The organism is Sulfurospirillum cavolei (assembly GCF_001548055.1).
GTDB lineage: Bacteria > Campylobacterota > Campylobacteria > Campylobacterales > Sulfurospirillaceae > Sulfurospirillum.
In genome coordinates this window covers 1,266,866-1,284,213 of sequence record NZ_AP014724.1, presented here as the reverse complement: position 1 = coordinate 1,284,213, position 17,348 = coordinate 1,266,866, and the positions used below count along the sequence as shown (strand labels likewise).

The 17,348-nt window shown below is 43.8% G+C and carries 14 protein-coding genes and 1 tRNA gene; 8 read left to right on the top strand and 7 right to left on the bottom strand.

Going from position 1 to position 17,348, the window contains the following annotated elements:
• Together UCH003_RS06460 and UCH003_RS06455 are read left to right on the top strand one after the other, a co-directional pair.
• On the top strand, window positions 1-1,347 hold the full coding sequence (locus tag UCH003_RS06460) for an efflux RND transporter periplasmic adaptor subunit (protein ID WP_060825875.1): 1,347 nt from the start codon (window positions 1-3) through the stop codon (window positions 1,345-1,347).
• Complete coding sequence (locus UCH003_RS06455) at window positions 1,347-3,467, top strand: site-2 protease family protein (RefSeq protein ID WP_060825874.1); 2,121 nt, start codon at window positions 1,347-1,349, stop codon at window positions 3,465-3,467. Before UCH003_RS06460 ends, UCH003_RS06455 begins: the two co-directional genes overlap by 1 nt.
• Before the next feature lie 62 nt (window positions 3,468-3,529).
• On the opposite strand, the gene UCH003_RS06450 is transcribed toward UCH003_RS06455, so the two are convergent.
• Window positions 3,530-3,607 (bottom strand) — tRNA-Pro (locus tag UCH003_RS06450).
• 77 nt (window positions 3,608-3,684) lie between these two features.
• On the opposite strand from UCH003_RS06450, the gene UCH003_RS06445 reads away from it, so the two are divergent.
• The 3 genes from UCH003_RS06445 (at window position 3,685) to trmA (ending at window position 7,245) form a co-directional block, all read left to right on the top strand.
• Window positions 3,685-5,202: a B12-binding domain-containing radical SAM protein gene (locus UCH003_RS06445; RefSeq protein WP_060825873.1), complete on the top strand. Its 1,518-nt coding sequence runs from the start codon at window positions 3,685-3,687 to the stop codon at window positions 5,200-5,202.
• A gap of 10 nt (window positions 5,203-5,212) precedes the next feature.
• Window positions 5,213-5,923, top strand: a complete 711-nt coding sequence (locus tag UCH003_RS06440; RefSeq protein WP_039674538.1) for a hypothetical protein — start codon at window positions 5,213-5,215, stop codon at window positions 5,921-5,923.
• A 209-nt stretch (window positions 5,924-6,132) separates the two neighbouring features.
• A complete protein-coding gene (gene trmA / locus UCH003_RS06435) occupies window positions 6,133-7,245 on the top strand; it encodes a tRNA (uridine(54)-C5)-methyltransferase TrmA (RefSeq protein ID WP_060825872.1) in 1,113 nt (370 codons plus the stop codon).
• Window positions 7,246-7,247: 2 nt separating this feature from the next.
• On the opposite strand, the gene UCH003_RS06430 is transcribed toward trmA, so the two are convergent.
• The gene (locus UCH003_RS06430) at window positions 7,248-8,429 is read right to left on the bottom strand and encodes a methyl-accepting chemotaxis protein (protein ID WP_060825871.1); all 1,182 of its coding nucleotides are present in this window, start codon (window positions 8,427-8,429) and stop codon (window positions 7,248-7,250) included.
• Between the two features lie 156 nt (window positions 8,430-8,585).
• Here UCH003_RS06430 and UCH003_RS06425 point away from each other — a divergent pair, with 156 nt between their 5' ends.
• Together UCH003_RS06425 and ilvA are read left to right on the top strand one after the other, a co-directional pair.
• Entirely contained in the window at window positions 8,586-9,020 is a 435-nt protein-coding gene (locus UCH003_RS06425; protein WP_060825870.1) for a CoA-binding protein, read from the top strand.
• The gene (ilvA, locus tag UCH003_RS06420; protein WP_039674546.1) at window positions 9,017-10,228 is read left to right on the top strand and encodes a threonine ammonia-lyase; all 1,212 of its coding nucleotides are present in this window, start codon (window positions 9,017-9,019) and stop codon (window positions 10,226-10,228) included. Before UCH003_RS06425 ends, ilvA begins: the two co-directional genes overlap by 4 nt.
• On the opposite strand, the gene UCH003_RS06415 is transcribed toward ilvA, so the two are convergent.
• From UCH003_RS06415 to UCH003_RS06395, 5 genes are all read right to left on the bottom strand, one after another.
• A complete protein-coding gene (locus UCH003_RS06415) occupies window positions 10,225-10,686 on the bottom strand; it encodes a hypothetical protein (protein WP_060825869.1) in 462 nt (153 codons plus the stop codon). The two genes, ilvA and UCH003_RS06415, sit on opposite strands and share 4 nt — an antisense overlap.
• Before the next feature lie 27 nt (window positions 10,687-10,713).
• The gene (locus UCH003_RS06410; protein WP_039674550.1) at window positions 10,714-11,460 is read right to left on the bottom strand and encodes an amino acid ABC transporter ATP-binding protein; all 747 of its coding nucleotides are present in this window, start codon (window positions 11,458-11,460) and stop codon (window positions 10,714-10,716) included.
• A gap of 8 nt (window positions 11,461-11,468) precedes the next feature.
• Window positions 11,469-12,557 (bottom strand): amino acid ABC transporter permease, encoded by a 1,089-nt coding sequence (locus tag UCH003_RS06405; protein ID WP_060825868.1) that lies wholly within the window; start codon window positions 12,555-12,557, stop codon window positions 11,469-11,471.
• A gap of 1 nt (window position 12,558) precedes the next feature.
• Complete coding sequence (locus UCH003_RS06400; RefSeq protein WP_060825867.1) at window positions 12,559-13,713, bottom strand: amino acid ABC transporter permease; 1,155 nt, start codon at window positions 13,711-13,713, stop codon at window positions 12,559-12,561.
• 68 nt (window positions 13,714-13,781) lie between these two features.
• A complete protein-coding gene (locus UCH003_RS06395; RefSeq protein WP_041961779.1) occupies window positions 13,782-14,807 on the bottom strand; it encodes an amino acid ABC transporter substrate-binding protein in 1,026 nt (341 codons plus the stop codon).
• 401 nt (window positions 14,808-15,208) lie between these two features.
• Between UCH003_RS06395 and UCH003_RS06390 the strand changes: the two genes are divergently transcribed.
• A complete protein-coding gene (locus UCH003_RS06390; protein ID WP_060825866.1) occupies window positions 15,209-17,320 on the top strand; it encodes a methyl-accepting chemotaxis protein in 2,112 nt (703 codons plus the stop codon).
• Window positions 17,321-17,348 lie beyond the last annotated feature (28 nt).

Here is a 17,348-nt window from a genome sequence, read left to right as displayed (position 1 = left end):
TTGGAACCGACTTTAGCAAAACTCCTACAGTTAGAACATAACTGTAGGAGTTGTGAAACCTTAAAAGAGCTCTATTTTCAAGTTGTCAACGAAACGCGAAACCTCGTATCCTATACGCAAGGGGTTTTACTCACGACAGATTTAAGAGAAAAATACCGTGTTGTGGCAATCTCCGATATTGCCATTATGGACGCAACTTCACCTTACGTTCAATGGATCGAAGAGATTGCCGAAGATATTCGTCACAACGCAAAAGCGAAAGAGATTTTTAGCGTCGATGCGTCACGCGATTTAAAAGAGATTAACGCCAAATCTTTTCACGAATTTGCGCCTCCACACCTTTTAACAATACCGCTTCATTGCGAGAAAGAGCAAAAGCAAACCCGTTACATGTTACTGTTATTTAAAGAAGAGCCGTGGAGCGAAAATGACGTTGCCTTGTGTCAACATCTCTCTTCGTCATTAGCCTACTTTTTATTTGCAATGCGTAAATGCGCTCTTTTCCAAACGTTTAAAAATATCTCGTTTCGCAATAAATACGTCAAAATAGCGGCATTAACGCTTCTAGTTCTGATGTTTATGCCGGTAAAGCTCTCTGTTTTAGCACCGCTGGAAGTCGATGCCAAAAATCCTTACGTGGTGACGTCGCCTCTTAATGCGGTCATTGAAGAGGTCAAGGTGTTTCCCAACGAAAAGGTAACAAAAGATCAATTGGTCGTCAAGTTTGACGACGTCGATTTTAATAACAACTATTTGGTTGCCAAACGAACGCTTGATGTGAGCAATGCCGAATTGTTTACCGCCAGACAAAGCAGTTTTTTCGATCCGAAACAAAAAAGCCAAATTGCGCAGCTTGAAAACCATGTCAAACTCAAAGAAGCCGAGCTCGCGCATGCCAAAGACCAGTTGGATAAAACCTCTATCTTCGCCAAAGAGGAGGGGGTTGCGATTATTACCAATCCGAATGATTGGAAAGGAAAACCCGTCGCAACGGGTGAGCGTATCTTTTTGATTGCCGATGCTCGTAAAATAGAGCTCAAAATGATGTTACCCGTCAACGATGCTCTTTTCCTTGAAGAAAATGCCTCCGTCAAAGCGTTTTTTGACAACGATCCGATTAACGCGTGGAATGCCAAAATCAAATACATCTCCTACAAGCCCGAACTCACCGAACAAAATATTTTGTCGTATCGTATCGTCGCGGATTTTGACGATATTCAAGAAAACGGGTACATTCCCTCTATCGGACTTCGCGGTACGGCAAAAATCTATTCGCACAACGTAACGCTCTTTTTTTACCTTTTTCGAAAACCCATCACCGCCGTTAGGCAATGGATCGGCTGGTAATGCTTCCACAGACGCAAGAACCGCTTCTACCGCCGTTACGAAACGATTTAAAGCTTTTGGATACCTCTTCGGCTGAAGACGGTTCCAAACGCTGGTTACTGTTTGACCCCATTCAAAACAAGTATTTCACGATCGGTATTGATGCATTTGAGCTGATTTCACATTGGCAAAGCGGCATCACGACCGCAGAATTTTTAAAAACCTTAGAAGAGAAAAACTACGCGATCGATGCGGAATCCTTGCAGACCTTTATCGAATTTTTAAGCCAAAACAACTTGATCGTTTGTGAAGACGCGAAGTCTTTGCATCGCATCAAAGCGATGTATAAACAATCCAGACAAACGTTGCTTAAATGGCTTTTGCATAACTACCTGTTTATTCGAATCCCGTTGGTAAAACCCGATCGTTGGTTGGATGACAATCTACATCGCATTGATTTTTTATACTCTAAGCTCTGGCAAAACATTGTTTTAATTCTAGGCTTTATCGGCATCATTTTTATCTTAAGAGACTGGACGACGTTTAGTTCAACGTTTCTCTATTTTTTCTCGCAAGAGGGTGCTGTTTATTATTTTCTCTCTTTGGTGTTCGTTAAAAGCTTTCACGAATTAGGACATGCCTTTAGCGCAAAACGTTTTGGGTGCAAAGTCCCCACGATGGGCGTTGCGTTCTTAGTGCTTTTCCCCGTTTTATACACCGATACGACCAGTGCTTGGAAGTTAAAGTCTAACTACCAGCGTTTGCAAATCGTTCTAGCGGGCATTAAAGTCGAGCTTTATTTGGCATTGATTGCGACGTTTTTATGGTCGTTTGCACCGATCGGTGTTTTTAAAAGTATTTTATTTATCATTGCAACAACCAGTTGGACCAGCTCTTTGCTCATCAATATCAGTCCTTTTTTGCGTTTTGACGGATACTACGCCCTTGCAGACTTAACCGATACGCAAAATTTACAGCCGCGCTCTTTTGCGATGGCGAAGTGGTTTTTGCGTCATCATATTTTAGGGTTAGAGCAAGAAAAACCCGAACTTTTGACGAAAAAGCGCGAAGTATTTTTTATCGTTTATGCGATTGCGACATGGATATACCGCTTCTTTTTATTTGCCGGAATCGCCGCATTAGTGTACTATTTTGCGTTTAAAGCTTTGGGTATTATTCTCTTTGCGGTTGAAGTCGCATGGTTTATCCTTTTACCGATTTACAAAGAGTTCAACGTCTGGTGGAAGAAACGAGGCGAACTTACGTTCAATCGAAAAAACCGCCGTTCACTGTTCGTGTTTTTACTTCTTTTAGCGGCGATTTTTCTTCCGTGGCATGGCACGATCAAGATGCCTGCCGTGATCGAATCAAAGCACTATTTTGAATTTTATCCGATTGAAGACGGCTACATTGAAAGCATCTTCTTTACGAATGGAGCGGAAGTTAAACAAGGCGATCTTTTGATGAAAATACGTTCATCGGAACTGGAGTTCAAGATCACCCAAGTGAAGACGCAAATCGAGCAACTCAAGCAAGAACTGGACAAACAAGCCGGTTTTAAAGAGAGCTTGGACAAACGTTTTGTCTTGCAAGAGAGCCTACTCAAAAGCCTAAACGAATTGGAAGGTTTAGAAAAAATCCGACAAAAATTTGACGTCAGAGCAAATTTCGACGGGAAAGTCTATCTTTACGATACGTTCAAAGAAAATCAATGGGTCAGTAAAACTAAACCGATTTTTGTGCTATACGACGACACGGACCATCGCATTACCGCTTTTTGCAACGAATACGACATGGCGTTCCTTAAAAACAGTGCCAAAAGTACGTTTTTCTTTCACTCCGGCGATAGAAAAGATATTCATGCAAGCGTAAACGAGATAGCCAAAGTATCAAGTCCGTATTTAGAATTTCCCGAATTAGCCTCCGTATTCGGCGGAAAAATCGCTACGCGGCAAGACGGCAATAAACGTCTCAAAACCGAACAAGCTTATTATAAAATCATCATTGATTTAAACGAAAGCAATATACGGTTGCGAAATCGAAGTGTTGGGACATTGTTAGTCGAGGGCGAATCGTCAAGCTTGATCACGAAAGTTTACAAAAAAGTACTCTCTGTTCTTATTCGTGAAAGTGAATTTTAAAAAATGCTATGAATTTTTTAGGGTAAGAAGAGTGACATGTCAAGAAGCGTTCAACGCAAAAATGGTCGGAGTGACGTGATTCGAACACGCGACCTCTACCACCCCAAGGTAGCGCGCTAGCCAGGCTGCGCTACACCCCGATCCATTTTAGAATGTGGATTTTAACAAAAATAACCAAAAAGTTTTATTATAATAAACAAAAAAATAAACGGTACACATGAAAGAAATTATTTTAACGACCTTTAACGCCCGCTACACGCATACGTCGATTGCTATGCGTTATTTGTACGCCAATTTACGCGAACTTCAAGCCCAAGCTTTGATTTTAGAGAGCGTCATCAATACAAGCGTCGCGGACGTCGCGGAGCACATACTTGCACATCAACCGCGCATCGTCGGTATCGGTGCGTATATTTGGAATGCGCTTGAAGTGCAAGAACTGACGGCACTTTTGAAAAAAGTATCGCCGAAGACGTTTATTATCTTAGGCGGTCCCGAAGCGTCACATCTGCCGCATCGCGTCGATTTTTCCAAAGCCGATTATATCATTCAAGGCGAAGGAGAAAATGCTTTTTACGCATTGTGCCGAAGGCTTTTAAACGACGATTTACCCGAAGAACGTTTCATAAAAGCACCGATGGTCGATTTAAGTACGATTGTTTTACCCTACGATTTTTACAGCGATCATGACGTCAAACATCGTTACTGTTACGTAGAAGCGAGTCGCGGTTGTCCCTTTACATGTGAGTTTTGTCTCTCTTCGGCAGATAAAAAAGTACGCGACATTCCGATGGAACGCTTTTTAGGCGAGCTCGAAAAATTATGGCAACGAGGCGTGCGCAATTTCAAATTTATCGATCGAACGTTTAATTTAAGTATTGAGAACGCAACACAACTTTTAGACTTTTTTCTCTCCAAAAAAGAGGAATATTTTGTCCATTTTGAGGTTATTCCCGATCATTTTCCCAAAGCCCTGCGTGAAAAAATTGCTCAGTTTCCTCCGGCGGCTTTGCAGCTTGAAGTCGGAATTCAAACGCTTGATCCGAACATCTCCCAAAATATTCATCGACGCCTCAATGTGGAAAAAATCGAAGAAAATCTCGCTTTCTTACAGAATGAAACCCATGCACACTTACATGTCGATTTGATCGTGGGGTTACCCGGAGAAAGTATCGAGGGATTCGGGCGCAATTTAAACCGACTCCATGCCCTGACGCAATGCGAAATTCAAATCGGTATTTTAAAAAAACTTTCCGGTACGACGCTCTCGCGTCACGACGAAATCTACGGCATGGTTTATTCGGACAAACCTCCGTACGATATTGTGCAAAACGATCTAATCCCGTTTGCGCTGATGCAAAAAATGAAACGATTTGCACGTTTTTGGGATATGGTGTATAACAGCGGCAATTTTAAACGCTCGTGTGAGCTTTTATGGAAAGAGGGGCAGGTGTTTGAAGGCTTTTACGCCTTTAGCGAATGGCTCTACACCCAAACCGAATCTACATGGCAAATTGCCTTGGACCGTTTGGCGGAACTGGTTTTTCGTTATCTTTGCGAGGAGCAAGGCTATGAAAAAGAAAGAATCAAAGCGCAGCTCATCGAAGATATTATGACCGTTCGCGGACGCAAAATGCCTTCTTTTTTGCGTGACAACTACGTACCGCGAGACGAAAGTGAAGAGAACACGATCAAAGTTAACAAACGACAATTAAAACATGCAAACGCAGTGTAAAGGAGAAACGATGAAATACGATAAAAGCTTTATGACCGATCTGATAAGCCTTGGATTGGTAGCACTCTCTTACGTTTTAAGCGAACCCTTCGCGCATTGGCTACTTTTAGCGGGACTTTTTGCCCTTTCGGGCGCGATTACCAATCAAATTGCCATTCATATGCTTTTTGAAAAAGTACCTTTTTTTTACGGAAGCGGCGTCATAGAATTACGTTTTGAAGCCTTTAAAGCATCGATTAAAAACCTGATGATGGAACAGTTTTTTACCAAAACACAACTCGACGCATTCTTTGCACACGAAGAAAAAACGCTCGATCTTGGCTCTATCATCGATGAGATAGACACCTCTTTGGCCTTTGACGCGCTCAGTAAAACCGTCATGGAGTCCTCTTTCGGCGGGATGTTGGCGATGTTCGGAGGAGCAAGCGCATTGGAAGGACTGCGTGCTCCGTTTAACGAAAAGCTCAAAATCTCGCTCAATGAAATCGTTAAAAGTGATGTATTTCAACAAAAAATATCTAAAAAAATACAAAATTCATCACTAAGTGATGACATGTTAATCACCATAGAAAAGATGGTCGATGCGCGCCTTAATGAGCTGACGCCGCGAATGGTCAAAGAAATCGTTCAAGATTTTATTAAAGAACATTTGGGTTGGCTGGTCGTATGGGGCGGCGTTTTCGGCGCGATTATCGGCGTGTTTTCAAGCTTAATCCTCTAACGAAACATATCGACAATCTATAAGCACCAAAGGTGCGTGGGCACTCCGCCGAGGAGAACCCAGTGTTAACGTAGCTTTTAGAGCTCAGCTTTAAAAGCGTGTCAAAGATAAAAAGCACCAAAGGTGCGCGGATACTTTGCCAAAACGTGATTTTAGGAAAGCTAAAAATAGATAAAATTTTACATATAATATTACATAAAAGGAATGCGATGGAGTGCTCATATTTCGGGAAGTGCGGTAGTTGTACGCTGTACCGTTTAGATTACGAAGACCAAATAATCTCTAAAAAAAAGGCGATTACGACCTTGTTCGAATCCCTCTATCAAGGTTCTTTCGATTTTTTTCCTTCCCAAGATAGCCATTATCGATCACGCGCGGAATTTCGCTTGTGGAAAGAGGGCGACACGCTTTCATACGCCATGGGTGCGGCGGATAAAAAAAGTACGCTTTGCATCGACGCTTGCCCTAAAGTCGATCTAAAAATCGCCGTGCTGATGCCCGAACTTTTAAAGGCAATCGAAAGCTCTTCGATCCTGCGCGAAAAGATTTTTTCAATCGAGTTTTTGTGCACGTCGGAGCATCTTTTGGTCACGCTCCTTTACCACAAACCTTTACATGTAGCATGGGATGAAGAGGCTAAAGTCTTAGAGCAGCGATTCGGTATCGGCATCATCGGTCGCTCGCGCGGTATCAAACGCGTTTTAAGCCGCGATTTTGCAGAAGAGTGTTTGGAAATAGCAGGGCGTACGTATCGATACCGTGTGTTTGAGGGAGGGTTCTCGCAACCCAATCGCGCCATCAATCGTGCGATGATCGCTTGGGTTTTAGAACACATGAGCGAATGCGAAGATCTGTTGGAGCTTTATTGCGGTTACGGCAACTTTACGATTCCTTTGGCTAGCAAATTTCAGAAGGTTTTGGCGACGGAAATCTCTAAAACGTCTATCAAATCGGCACTGATCAACTGTGAATTGAACGACGTTCACACGATCTCGTTTTTACGCATGAGTGCCGAGGAGCTCACCTCCGCACTCAACCACGAACGTACGTTCAACCGCTTAGCGCATCTTGATTTGGATGCGTATCGCTTTAGTCATGTTTTCGTCGATCCTCCGCGCTCGGGAATAGACGAAAAAAGCCTTGCGTTTATTTCGCAATTCGAGCATATTATTTATATTTCGTGCAATCCGCAAACGCTCAAGCGCGATTTAGAGATTTTAGCGTTACGGTACGAGATCAAACGGTTTGCTCTGTTCGACCAATTTCCCAATACCGAACACCTCGAATCGGGCGTCATTCTCAAACGACGCTCGATTTCGTAACCTTAGATTTGGAATTGGTTGAGTTTATGCGAAAGTTCGCCGGCTTGCGCGAGAAGGTTTTTGGACGCACCGTTTAACTCGTGTACGTCGGTACTGTTTTTCAATGAAACTTCGTACATGTAAGTAACGTTTTCCAAGATCGTCGTCGTATCGCTGGAGAGTTTTTGCGATACTTCGGACGCTTGAGACGAGACGTGCGATGCTTTTTTAATGACGACTTCGGCTTCGCCGATGTGACTCTGTGCCAGTGCCGAGTGATGGACTATTTTTTCGATAAAGGCATAATTGTCGTTCATTTGACCGCTGGCATCGATAATATTTTGCACGATCACGCTAATGGTCGTGTTAATTTCGCTCAAACTTTTTTGCGTACGTTCGGCTAAGTTTCGCACTTCATCGGCGACGACGGCAAAACCGCGTCCGTGTTCGCCCGCGCGTGCGGCTTCGATCGCGGCATTGAGTGCTAAAAGATTGGTTTGATCGGCAATGTCGGAAATGACCGTTAAAACGTTTTTAACCTGATTGGCGTCGGTACTGAGTTGATTGAGCCTCTCGACCGTGACCGACTCCACTTCGGAAGCTTTTTGTATATCTTCGACCAAACGTTGTATCTCGCATGCCGTTTCGTTCAACGTCGAAGAGGCGGCTAAAATATCGCGACTCGTATCTTTCGAGCTTTGCGTCGATTGTTCCAAGACGCCTTTCATCGTATCTCCCAACGTTTTCGTTTTTTGAGCAAAACTGAGCTCTTCGGCAATACGTTGATGAATATTTTGAGCGATAAGTGCAAACCGATCGGCCGTGGAGGTGCTCTCTTGCGATGCTTTGGTCGCAGCGATAACGGTTTGATGGATTTTATCGATAAAATGATTGATATTGGCGGAAAGCTCGGCAATTTCGTCATGCGACGTTACGGTGATGCGTTTCGTTAAATCGCCGCTTCCTTGCGCCAAATCAAACGTAACGGCAGAAAGCGCGTCAATCGAACGCGAAATACTTAAGGTCATAATGCGCGTAAAGATGAAGAAAAAAATCATCCCCAAAATCGAACCCGTCACTAAAATCGTACGATTCGTTCCTTCCAATAAAAAAAAGACCAAGATCGTATTTGCCGTAAATCCTCCGACCGTCGAAAGTGCTAAAATCCAGCCTTTCGTTTTAATACTAATTTCCCCGAGAAACATCATATTCCCTTATAATACAAAATGTAATTTCGTGGGATTATAGCACAAAAAAATGGCAAAACAGACGACATACGTCAAACGTAATTTTTTCGATAAAGGCTAAGAAAGTTTGGGTGTGCTATACTCCTCACTTCAATTTTTTTTAAAGGAGCAATAATGGAATGCGACATTTCTAACATTAGCATGCCCGATGATGCGGGCATTAAAGATATTTTTTCGATGTGCAAGAGCATTGCCATTATCGGCCTTTCTCCCGATCCCGATAAAGACAGTCATAAAGTAGCACGTTATTTACAAACAAAAGGCTTTAAAATCTATCCGATTTATCCCAAGGAAGAGACGATTTTAGGGGAAAAAGTGTACCGATCGCTTCTGGAAATTCCAGAAAAAGTAGCCATGGTCGATATGTTTCGTAAACCCGAAATCGCCGATTCGCTCGTCGATGAAGCCTTGCAAAGAGGCGACGTGAAAGTCGTATGGTTGCAATTGGGCATTATTAACAATGCCGCCTGCCAAAAAGCAAAAGAAAACGGCTTAATCGCCGTTCAAAATAAATGTACGAAAGTAGAATACGAAAGGTTACACCTATGATACCCCTTAGTGAAATCGTTAAAGCCAAACGACAATTAGCCGGCGTCGTGACCAACACGCCTTGTGCCTTAGCTCCGATTTTAAGTGAAGAAGTCGGAACAAACGTCTATCTAAAAAAAGAAAATCTCCAAATTACGGGTGCTTATAAACTTCGCGGCGCGTACAATAAAATCGCCTCATTAACCAAAGAAGAACGCAAAAAGGGCGTCATTGCAGCAAGTGCGGGCAATCACGCGCAAGGCGTTGCCTACAGTGCTCGGGTCTTCGGTATCCAAGCAACGATCGTGATGCCAGAAGCCACGCCTCTTTTAAAAGTCACGGGAACCAAAGCTTTGGGTGCGGAAGTGATCTTACAAGGCGATAACTACGACGAAGCCTACGCGTATGCCCTTACGTACGCCAACGAACACGGCTTGACGTTTATTCACCCGTTTGAAGACGAAAAAGTCATTGCGGGGCAAGGAACGGTTGCTTTAGAAATGATCGATGAAATCAACGACCTTGACGTCGTCGTCGTTCCCATCGGCGGCGGCGGACTGATTAGCGGTATGAGCTCGGCGATCAAACAAATCGATCCGAAAATCAAAGTCATCGGCGTCAATGCATCAGGAGCTCCCGCTATGTGCGAATCGTTCCATGCCAAACAAGCGATCAATTCCAAAAGCGTGCGAACGATTGCCGACGGTATCGCCGTACGCGACGTCAGTGAAAGCAATTTAGCACATATTTTGGAGTGTGTCGATGAAGTCGTCACGGTAGACGACGAAGAGATTGCATCGGCAATTTTGTTTTTATTGGAGCGACAAAAATTGGTCGTTGAAGGCGGCGGTGCGGCAAGCGTTGCGGCCATTATGCATAAAAAATTTGCCTTTGACAAACATACCAAAATCGGCGCGGTTTTAAGCGGCGGAAATATCGATGTGCAAGTGCTTTCGATCATTATCGAGAAAGGTTTAATCAAATCGCACCGTAAAATGAAGTTGGTCATCACGTTGATCGACAAACCGGGCGCACTGATGCGTCTGACGGACTTATTTAAAAATGCCAACGCCAATATTATTCAAATCGATTACGACCGTTTTTCGACGAAACTCTCTTACGGCGATGCACAAATTACGATTATGTTGGAAACCAAAGGCGTAGAACATCAAGCGATGATCCGCGAACTCTTAAACGACGCGAAATATCCGTTTATCGAAGAGGTCTAAACCTCTTCGTTCGTGAGCGTCTCATAGGCGACCATGAGGCTCTCGCGAAGCTTTTCGCTTTGAGCCTCTCCCTCTTGACAATAGGTTTTTAAAAACTGTTCCAATGCGTTTAAAATTTCAAAAAGCTCCGCTTCAATCTCTTGAGGATTTTTTTGCCGTGCCGTCATCGTTTCAAAAAAAACGAGCTTGCGAATCATATCGGAGAGCTTCTCCAACGCGTACGCTTCTTGGCTCTCGTCGATTAACATGTACGTTCTTAACGCTACCTGTTTTGAGCTGTCGATACTCTGTTTCATCGCGCGCACGTGCTCTTGAATAATCGCCGAAAACTTCGCATAGCGCTCAAATGCGTCCGCATCGTGCACGCGATCGAGCCTTTGGGTAATGTTGCCGATTTGTTTGATCATCACGAAAGCGACCGCTCCGACAATCACTAAAACGGGAATCAACTCTTCCATACCACAATCCTTACATGTCAACAACGATTAGTGCGATAAAATTTGCTCTAAAAAGAGTTTTAAACGCTCGGATTCGGGATGTTGGAAAAACTCTTCGGGAGTATTTTCTTCAACGATTTGTCCCGCGTCCATAAAAATGATACGGTCGGCTACTTTTTTAGCAAAACCCATTTCATGCGTCACGCACACCATTGTTTTATCTTCTTTGGCTAATTCTATCATAACATCTAAAACTTCGGCAACCATTTCGGGGTCCAATGCGGAAGTCGGCTCGTCAAAAAGCATAATTTTCGGATTTTTGCATAACGCTCTTGCGATTGCGACGCGTTGTTGCTGACCGCCGGAGAGTTGATTGGGGTATTTATTCGCTTGATTGGCGATACCCACGCGCTCCAAATATTTCATCGCCATCGCTTCGGCCTCTTTGCGCGGCATCTTTTTGACCCAAATCGGAGCCAAGGTAAGATTGTCTAAAATCGTCAAATGCGGGAAGAGGTTAAAGTGTTGAAACACCATCGCTACTTCTTCGCGAATCGCTTTGATCTTTTTGACGTCGTTGACCAAATCGATACCTTCAACGCTAATGCTACCTTCTTGAAATTGCTCTAAGTAATTAATACAGCGAATCAGCGTCGATTTACCCGATCCGGAAGGTCCGCATACCACGATAATTTCACCTGTTTTCACCGTGAGATTGACCTCTTTGAGGACATGAAAATCGCCGTACCATTTATTGAGATTTTTAATCTCTATAATCTCTTTTCTCTCTTTCATAAAGTGTCCTATTTTCGTAAATTCGTATTAAAACGTTTTTCAAGCTTTTGGCTGAAATTCGACATCATGTAACAAAAAAACCAAAAGATAAAGGTAACGAACACGTAGCCTTCCGTCTCGTAGCCGAGCCAATACGAATCGGCGGCACTCAGACGCACCATCGCCAACAAATCGAATAAACCGATGATCAAAACAAGCGTCGTATCTTGAAAAAGGGCAATCGAAACGCCGACAAGGTTGGGAATGGCAACCTTTAACGCTTGCGGCAAGATGACTAAAAACATCTTTTGCCAGTACGACAAACCGATTGCATCCGCCGCTTCGTATTGACCTTTGGGAATCGACTGAAGTCCGCCGCGGATATTCTCGGCGATATACGCCGCTTCGAACATCGCAATACCGATCAGTGCGCGCAACAATTTATCGAAGTTCATTCCCTCGGGGAAGAAAAGCGGCAAAATAACCGAAGACATAAACAAAATCGTAATGAGCGGTACGCCTCGAATAAACTCGATGTACGTAACGCTTAGGCTGCGAATAATCGGTAAATGCGACGCACGTCCCAACGCCAAAATAACACCCAAAGGAAACGCCGAAACGATACCGACGGCGGCCACCATAATCGTCAACATCAAACCGCCCCATTTATCGGTCGGCACGACTTCTAAACCTGCTAAACCGCCGTGAACCAAAAGGAAACCGGCGATAAAATAGACATGCGCCAATACGATTTTGAGAACAGGGCTTTTGAGATAACGAAACGCCGCAACCAATACGAGAAACAGCCCGTAAACCGTATTGACGCGCCAACGAAATTCGGAAGGGTAAAACCCGTACATAAACATATCGATTTTCATGCGAATAAAGACCCAACATGCTCCTCCGCCCGTACAATCTTCTCGCGTACTTCCCGCAAAATTGGCATCCAAATACGCCCATTTGATGAACGGCGGAATCACCCATACCAAAAGCATCACGCCTAAAAGCGTTAATGCGACGTTAAACGGGGAAGAAAAAAGGTTTTCACGTAACCAAAACGTTAAGCCTTTAACATTGGAGGGAGCCTTGCGCGCCTCTTTTTTGGAATAAACCGCCATCTTAGCGCTCCTTGATCTTCATTTTATGGTTAAACCAGTTAAGCAGCGCCGAAACCAGCAAACTAATAATAAGGTAAACTAACATCGTCATCGCAATAATTTCAATCGCTTGTCCGACTTGATTTAACGACGTTCCCGCAAAAACCGTTACGATCTCCGGATAACCCACTGCCGTTGCCAAAGAAGAGTTCTTCGTTAAATTCAAGTATTGGTTGATAATGGGAGGAATCGCAATACGAATGGCTTGAGGCAAAATAACGAGTTTGAGGGACTGATACGGGCTAAATCCCATCGAAGCGGCAGCTTCTTTTTGTCCGTGACTGACCGCTTCGATGCCTGAACGTACCGCTTCAGCGATAAACGTTGCGGTATAAATCGTTAACGCAAACGCCAACGCCAAAAATTCCGGTGAAAGCACTTTGCCGCCTTTAAAGTTGAAACCCCGAAGTTCGGGAAAACTAAAGTGCAATTGCGCACCGCCGATCCAATAGGCAAGGGCGGGAAGTAGAAGAAAAAGCGCGATACCCCAAGGTAAGACGAAAAAGTCTTTCCCCGTGGCTTCTTTGCGGCGATTTGCCCATCGATTGAGAAGATAAACACACGTGAAGGCAACCGCAAAACTTATTAAAATCGCAAAAAACGTCGTATTGTATTCGGGTTGCGGGAAGTAAAGTCCTCGGTTGTTGATAAAAATCGTGTCGAAGAAATTGTAACTTTGCTTAGGGTTTGGCATGGCGCGCAACACGACGTTGTACCAAAACAAAATTTGCAGTAAAAGCGGAATATTACGGAAAAAATCGATATAAGCTTTGGCGAGCTTGGCGATTAACCAGTTGTTTGAAAGCCTTAAAATACCGATCAACAATCCGACGATCGTCGAAAAAACGATACCGACGGCGGCAATAATCATCGTATTTAACAATCCTACGATAAAAACTCTGCCGTGCGTATCCTCTTCGGTGTAGGGAATCGGGGATTGATCAATACCGAATCCCGCCGTTCCTTCCAAAAATCCAAAACCGGTTTGAATGCCTCTTTGTTCTATATTTGCAACCGTATTAGCACCAATATACCACAAAAAAGCAACCAAGCCGATTACCGTTAAAAGCTGAAAAATAATCCCTCGAATCTTTTGATTTCTCAAAAGTGCTAACATGTACGTCCTTTGTTTAAGAAGTTAAGAGAGCGGACACGCCGCTCTCGTGAAAAACATTCCAACGCTTCTTATCTAAAAGGAGGTGCGTATTGTAAACCGCCGTTTGTCCATAGGGCATTGTAGCCTCTTTGAATTTTAAGCGGAGAGCCTTGACCGACGGTTCTCTCAAACGATTCGCCGTAATTACCGACTTGTTTGATGATTTGGTAAGCAAAATCTTTTTTAAGTCCCAAGTTTTCGCCCATCTGACCTTCCGCACCTAAAAGACGTTTCACGTCCGGATTGTCGGATTTAAGCATCGCATCGACATTGGCACTCGTAACGCCCGACTCTTCCGCCGTCAACATGGCATAAAACGACCATCTAACGATATCGAACCATCGACCGTCCCCTTTACGCACAACCGGTCCCAAAGGCTCTTTGGAAATAACTTCGGGTAAAACGATGGATTCGTCCGGTTTTGCCAATTTAATACGCAAACCGTAAAGTTGAGATTGATCGGAAGTTAAAACGTCGCAACGACCGCTTTCATATGCTTTAACGACTTGATCGTTGGTATCGTAGGAGACAAGTTTGTATTTCATTTTGTTGGTTCTAAAATAGTCCGCAACGTTCAACTCGGTCGTCGTTCCCGTTTGAAGACAAATCGAAGCACCGTCTAACTCTTTGGCACTTTTGACGCCGAGTTTTTTCGTTACCATAAAGCCTTGTCCGTCATAATAATTGACGCCGGCGAAATTTAAACCCAACGAGGTATCTCTGGTTTCCGTCCATGTCGTATTACGGGAAAGCATATCAATCTCGCCCGATTGAAGCGCGGTTAATCTCTCTTTTGCGTTCAAAGCGACGTATTTAACCTTTTTGGCGTCACCAAGTGTTGCCGCGGCGACGGCACGGCATACGTCCACGTCGATTCCTCTGTAAATACCGTCGCTACCGACTTCGGAAAACCCCGGAAGTCCGCCGTCGACGCCGCACTTCACAAAACCTTGCTTTTGTACTTCACTGAGCGTATCGGCACTAAGTGTCGTGACGCCTAAACCCAAAATCGTTACGGTTGCTAAAGAGACTTTAGCGATACGAGATAAAACCATTATTTCTTTCCTTTCGTTTGAGAATTGGTGTACGTCCATTTTAACATCAAAAGATTTTTTTTGGCGAAAAAATTGCCTATAAATTAATCAGTCGAAAAAGGTGTGTAGAATCTACATTCTTGAAGAAAAAAGGCTTTTTCGAAATCTTATGATTATTTTTTAATCAATTTTATCATTGCATCGAGATTGCTATTTTTGTATAGTTCTGCGTTGTTTTTTTTAAAATATAAAGCTTTCAACGCTCTATATGAAGGGGCTTATAGACGATACTTTTTTTGAGGCGATTTAATGACGCAAAACCGTCGGAAGCGTTTATGAATCAAAGCAATCGTTAAATGTCTTTCACGAATAAAAAAAAATGATTAAAAATTAAACAATCAAAAACAATAAAGGAAAATACCGTGCTTTCACTCAAAGATAAAGGGACTATTTGGTCGAAATGGACGCGCAATAAAGGAATGCTCAGTGCCGTCGAGACCGCATTTGAAGGTATTGCACAAACACGTAAACGGCTTATGATCGAATGGGCGAACGAAATATGGCGCGAAGTCGAAAATACCGCTATTCTTCTCGATCAAGAAGCAGGCGATCCCCTCGGTATCCTCAAAGAGCAAGAAAAGCTAAGCGAAACGATTTTAGAATATTTCATTCTTAACAGTGCCAAAACGATGCTTTTTAGCTCGATGCAACGCCCGTTAAAAGAGTATCGTTACGATGCAACCGCTTTTTGCGAAGCCGTCGATTACGTTCAGCTCGGCTCCTCGCAACTGCTTTTCGGCCCTTACGTCGATGAAGATACGCTTTTATTTCGCCCCAAGGCTTCGACGTTCCACGATTGCGTGACGCTCGCTTTTATGAAACACGTTACATGTCAAAACGAAAAGTGCCTTCTCGTCGCACGTGTTTCCAACGATACGCTCAGCGATCTCATTCAACGCGAAGCGGGACATATCTTTAAAGAATCCGGCGATAACTATCTTTTTATGATCAAACCCTATTTTAATAAAAACATTAAAACCGGAACGGCACTTTCTCGCTCGCGTTTTGAAGACGACACGTTTAGCTTCGGTGAAAACCTCAAAGAGGGCGTGCACACAAAACAAGGCATCATTTCGATTCAAAAACATACCGAATTTGAGATCGTTTTTAACGACCCCGCGACCAAAGCATTGCACTTTGGCGTAGCCAACACCGTTAAAAAAGGAGCAAATCTCTGTTGTGCGTATCCGGGGTATTCCGATTATCGCGGCATTCCCGTGATCGGCAAAGGTATTACCGTAACGCTTCCTTATAGCCTCGATACGTGGGGAATGATGTGCGAGGGCGATCTTTCGGAAGTATACGACATCATGCAATTTCGCCATAAACTTTATTTTAGAATGGCTTTGCTCATCGGTCTTTTCATTCCGAGTGCCTATTATGCCACCCTCACGTTTATGCCGTTTTTAACCCGCTTACAAGAAATCGGCATCATTACGACGGTTTCTTTAGCGATGATTTTAGGGATGACCAAAAGCGAACTGTCTAATTTTTTTAATGCATACGCCTCTTTACGTTCACTCTTGCAAAGTTTTGTCGAAGGTGACGGCGATATTACCCAACGGGCAGATTTGAATCGATTTGCAAAAGATGAGAACCGACGTACGGCCGTTTGGATTAACAGCGTCATCGATATTTTCGATACGATCTTACAAAAAACCAAAAGCTCGCTTCTCAATTTGCTCAACCTCAATCAACATCTCACCAACACGATCGTCGTTACGGGCAAAAAAATCGAGCAAATCGGCGTTAGCATTCAAAATATCGCGACGCATATTCAAACCCAAAACAACGCGATCCAAAATTCGGTCACTAAAGCCGACGCGATGAGCCTTAAAATTAGCCAAACGCAAGCACATGTCGCCGAAAAACTCGGAAAAGTAGAATCGTCCATCGGCAACATCAAAACCATCGCAGACGAAACGACGCAGATTATTTTTACGCTGGAGCAAAACGTCGCCGAGGTTTCGTCGATGATCGAAACCATCAAAGACATTACCGACAAAACCAATCTTCTCTCCCTCAATGCGGCGGTAGAAGCCAGTCGTGCGGGCGAACAAGGACGCGGATTTGCGGTCGTTGCCGAAGAGGTTCGCAAACTAGCCGACATGACCGATAAAGCCACCGTACGTATCGAAGCCATCGTGCATAACATTAACGACAACGTCGGGGACGCGCTTTCGAGTATGCAAAACGTCAATCGTACGGTCGACAACGGTGTTGCGATCTCCACCGAATCACTACAAAGTATCGATGCGATTTTACACGATCAAAAAGAGGTAATCTTGGCAATGAAAGAAGACGTTTACGCCGTTTTTGAAGATTCGAAAAACACGATGCTTCACGCGAAGGCGATTAGCGACGAAGTGTACGAGTTAACGCACCTGAACCGCCGCGTACGTACGATTAGCGACAGCGTCACGCATCACGTCAATTCGCTCAGTAAAACCGTCGGGCAGTTTAAAACGTCCTAAAACGTCGGGACTTTTCAATTCTCTTTAA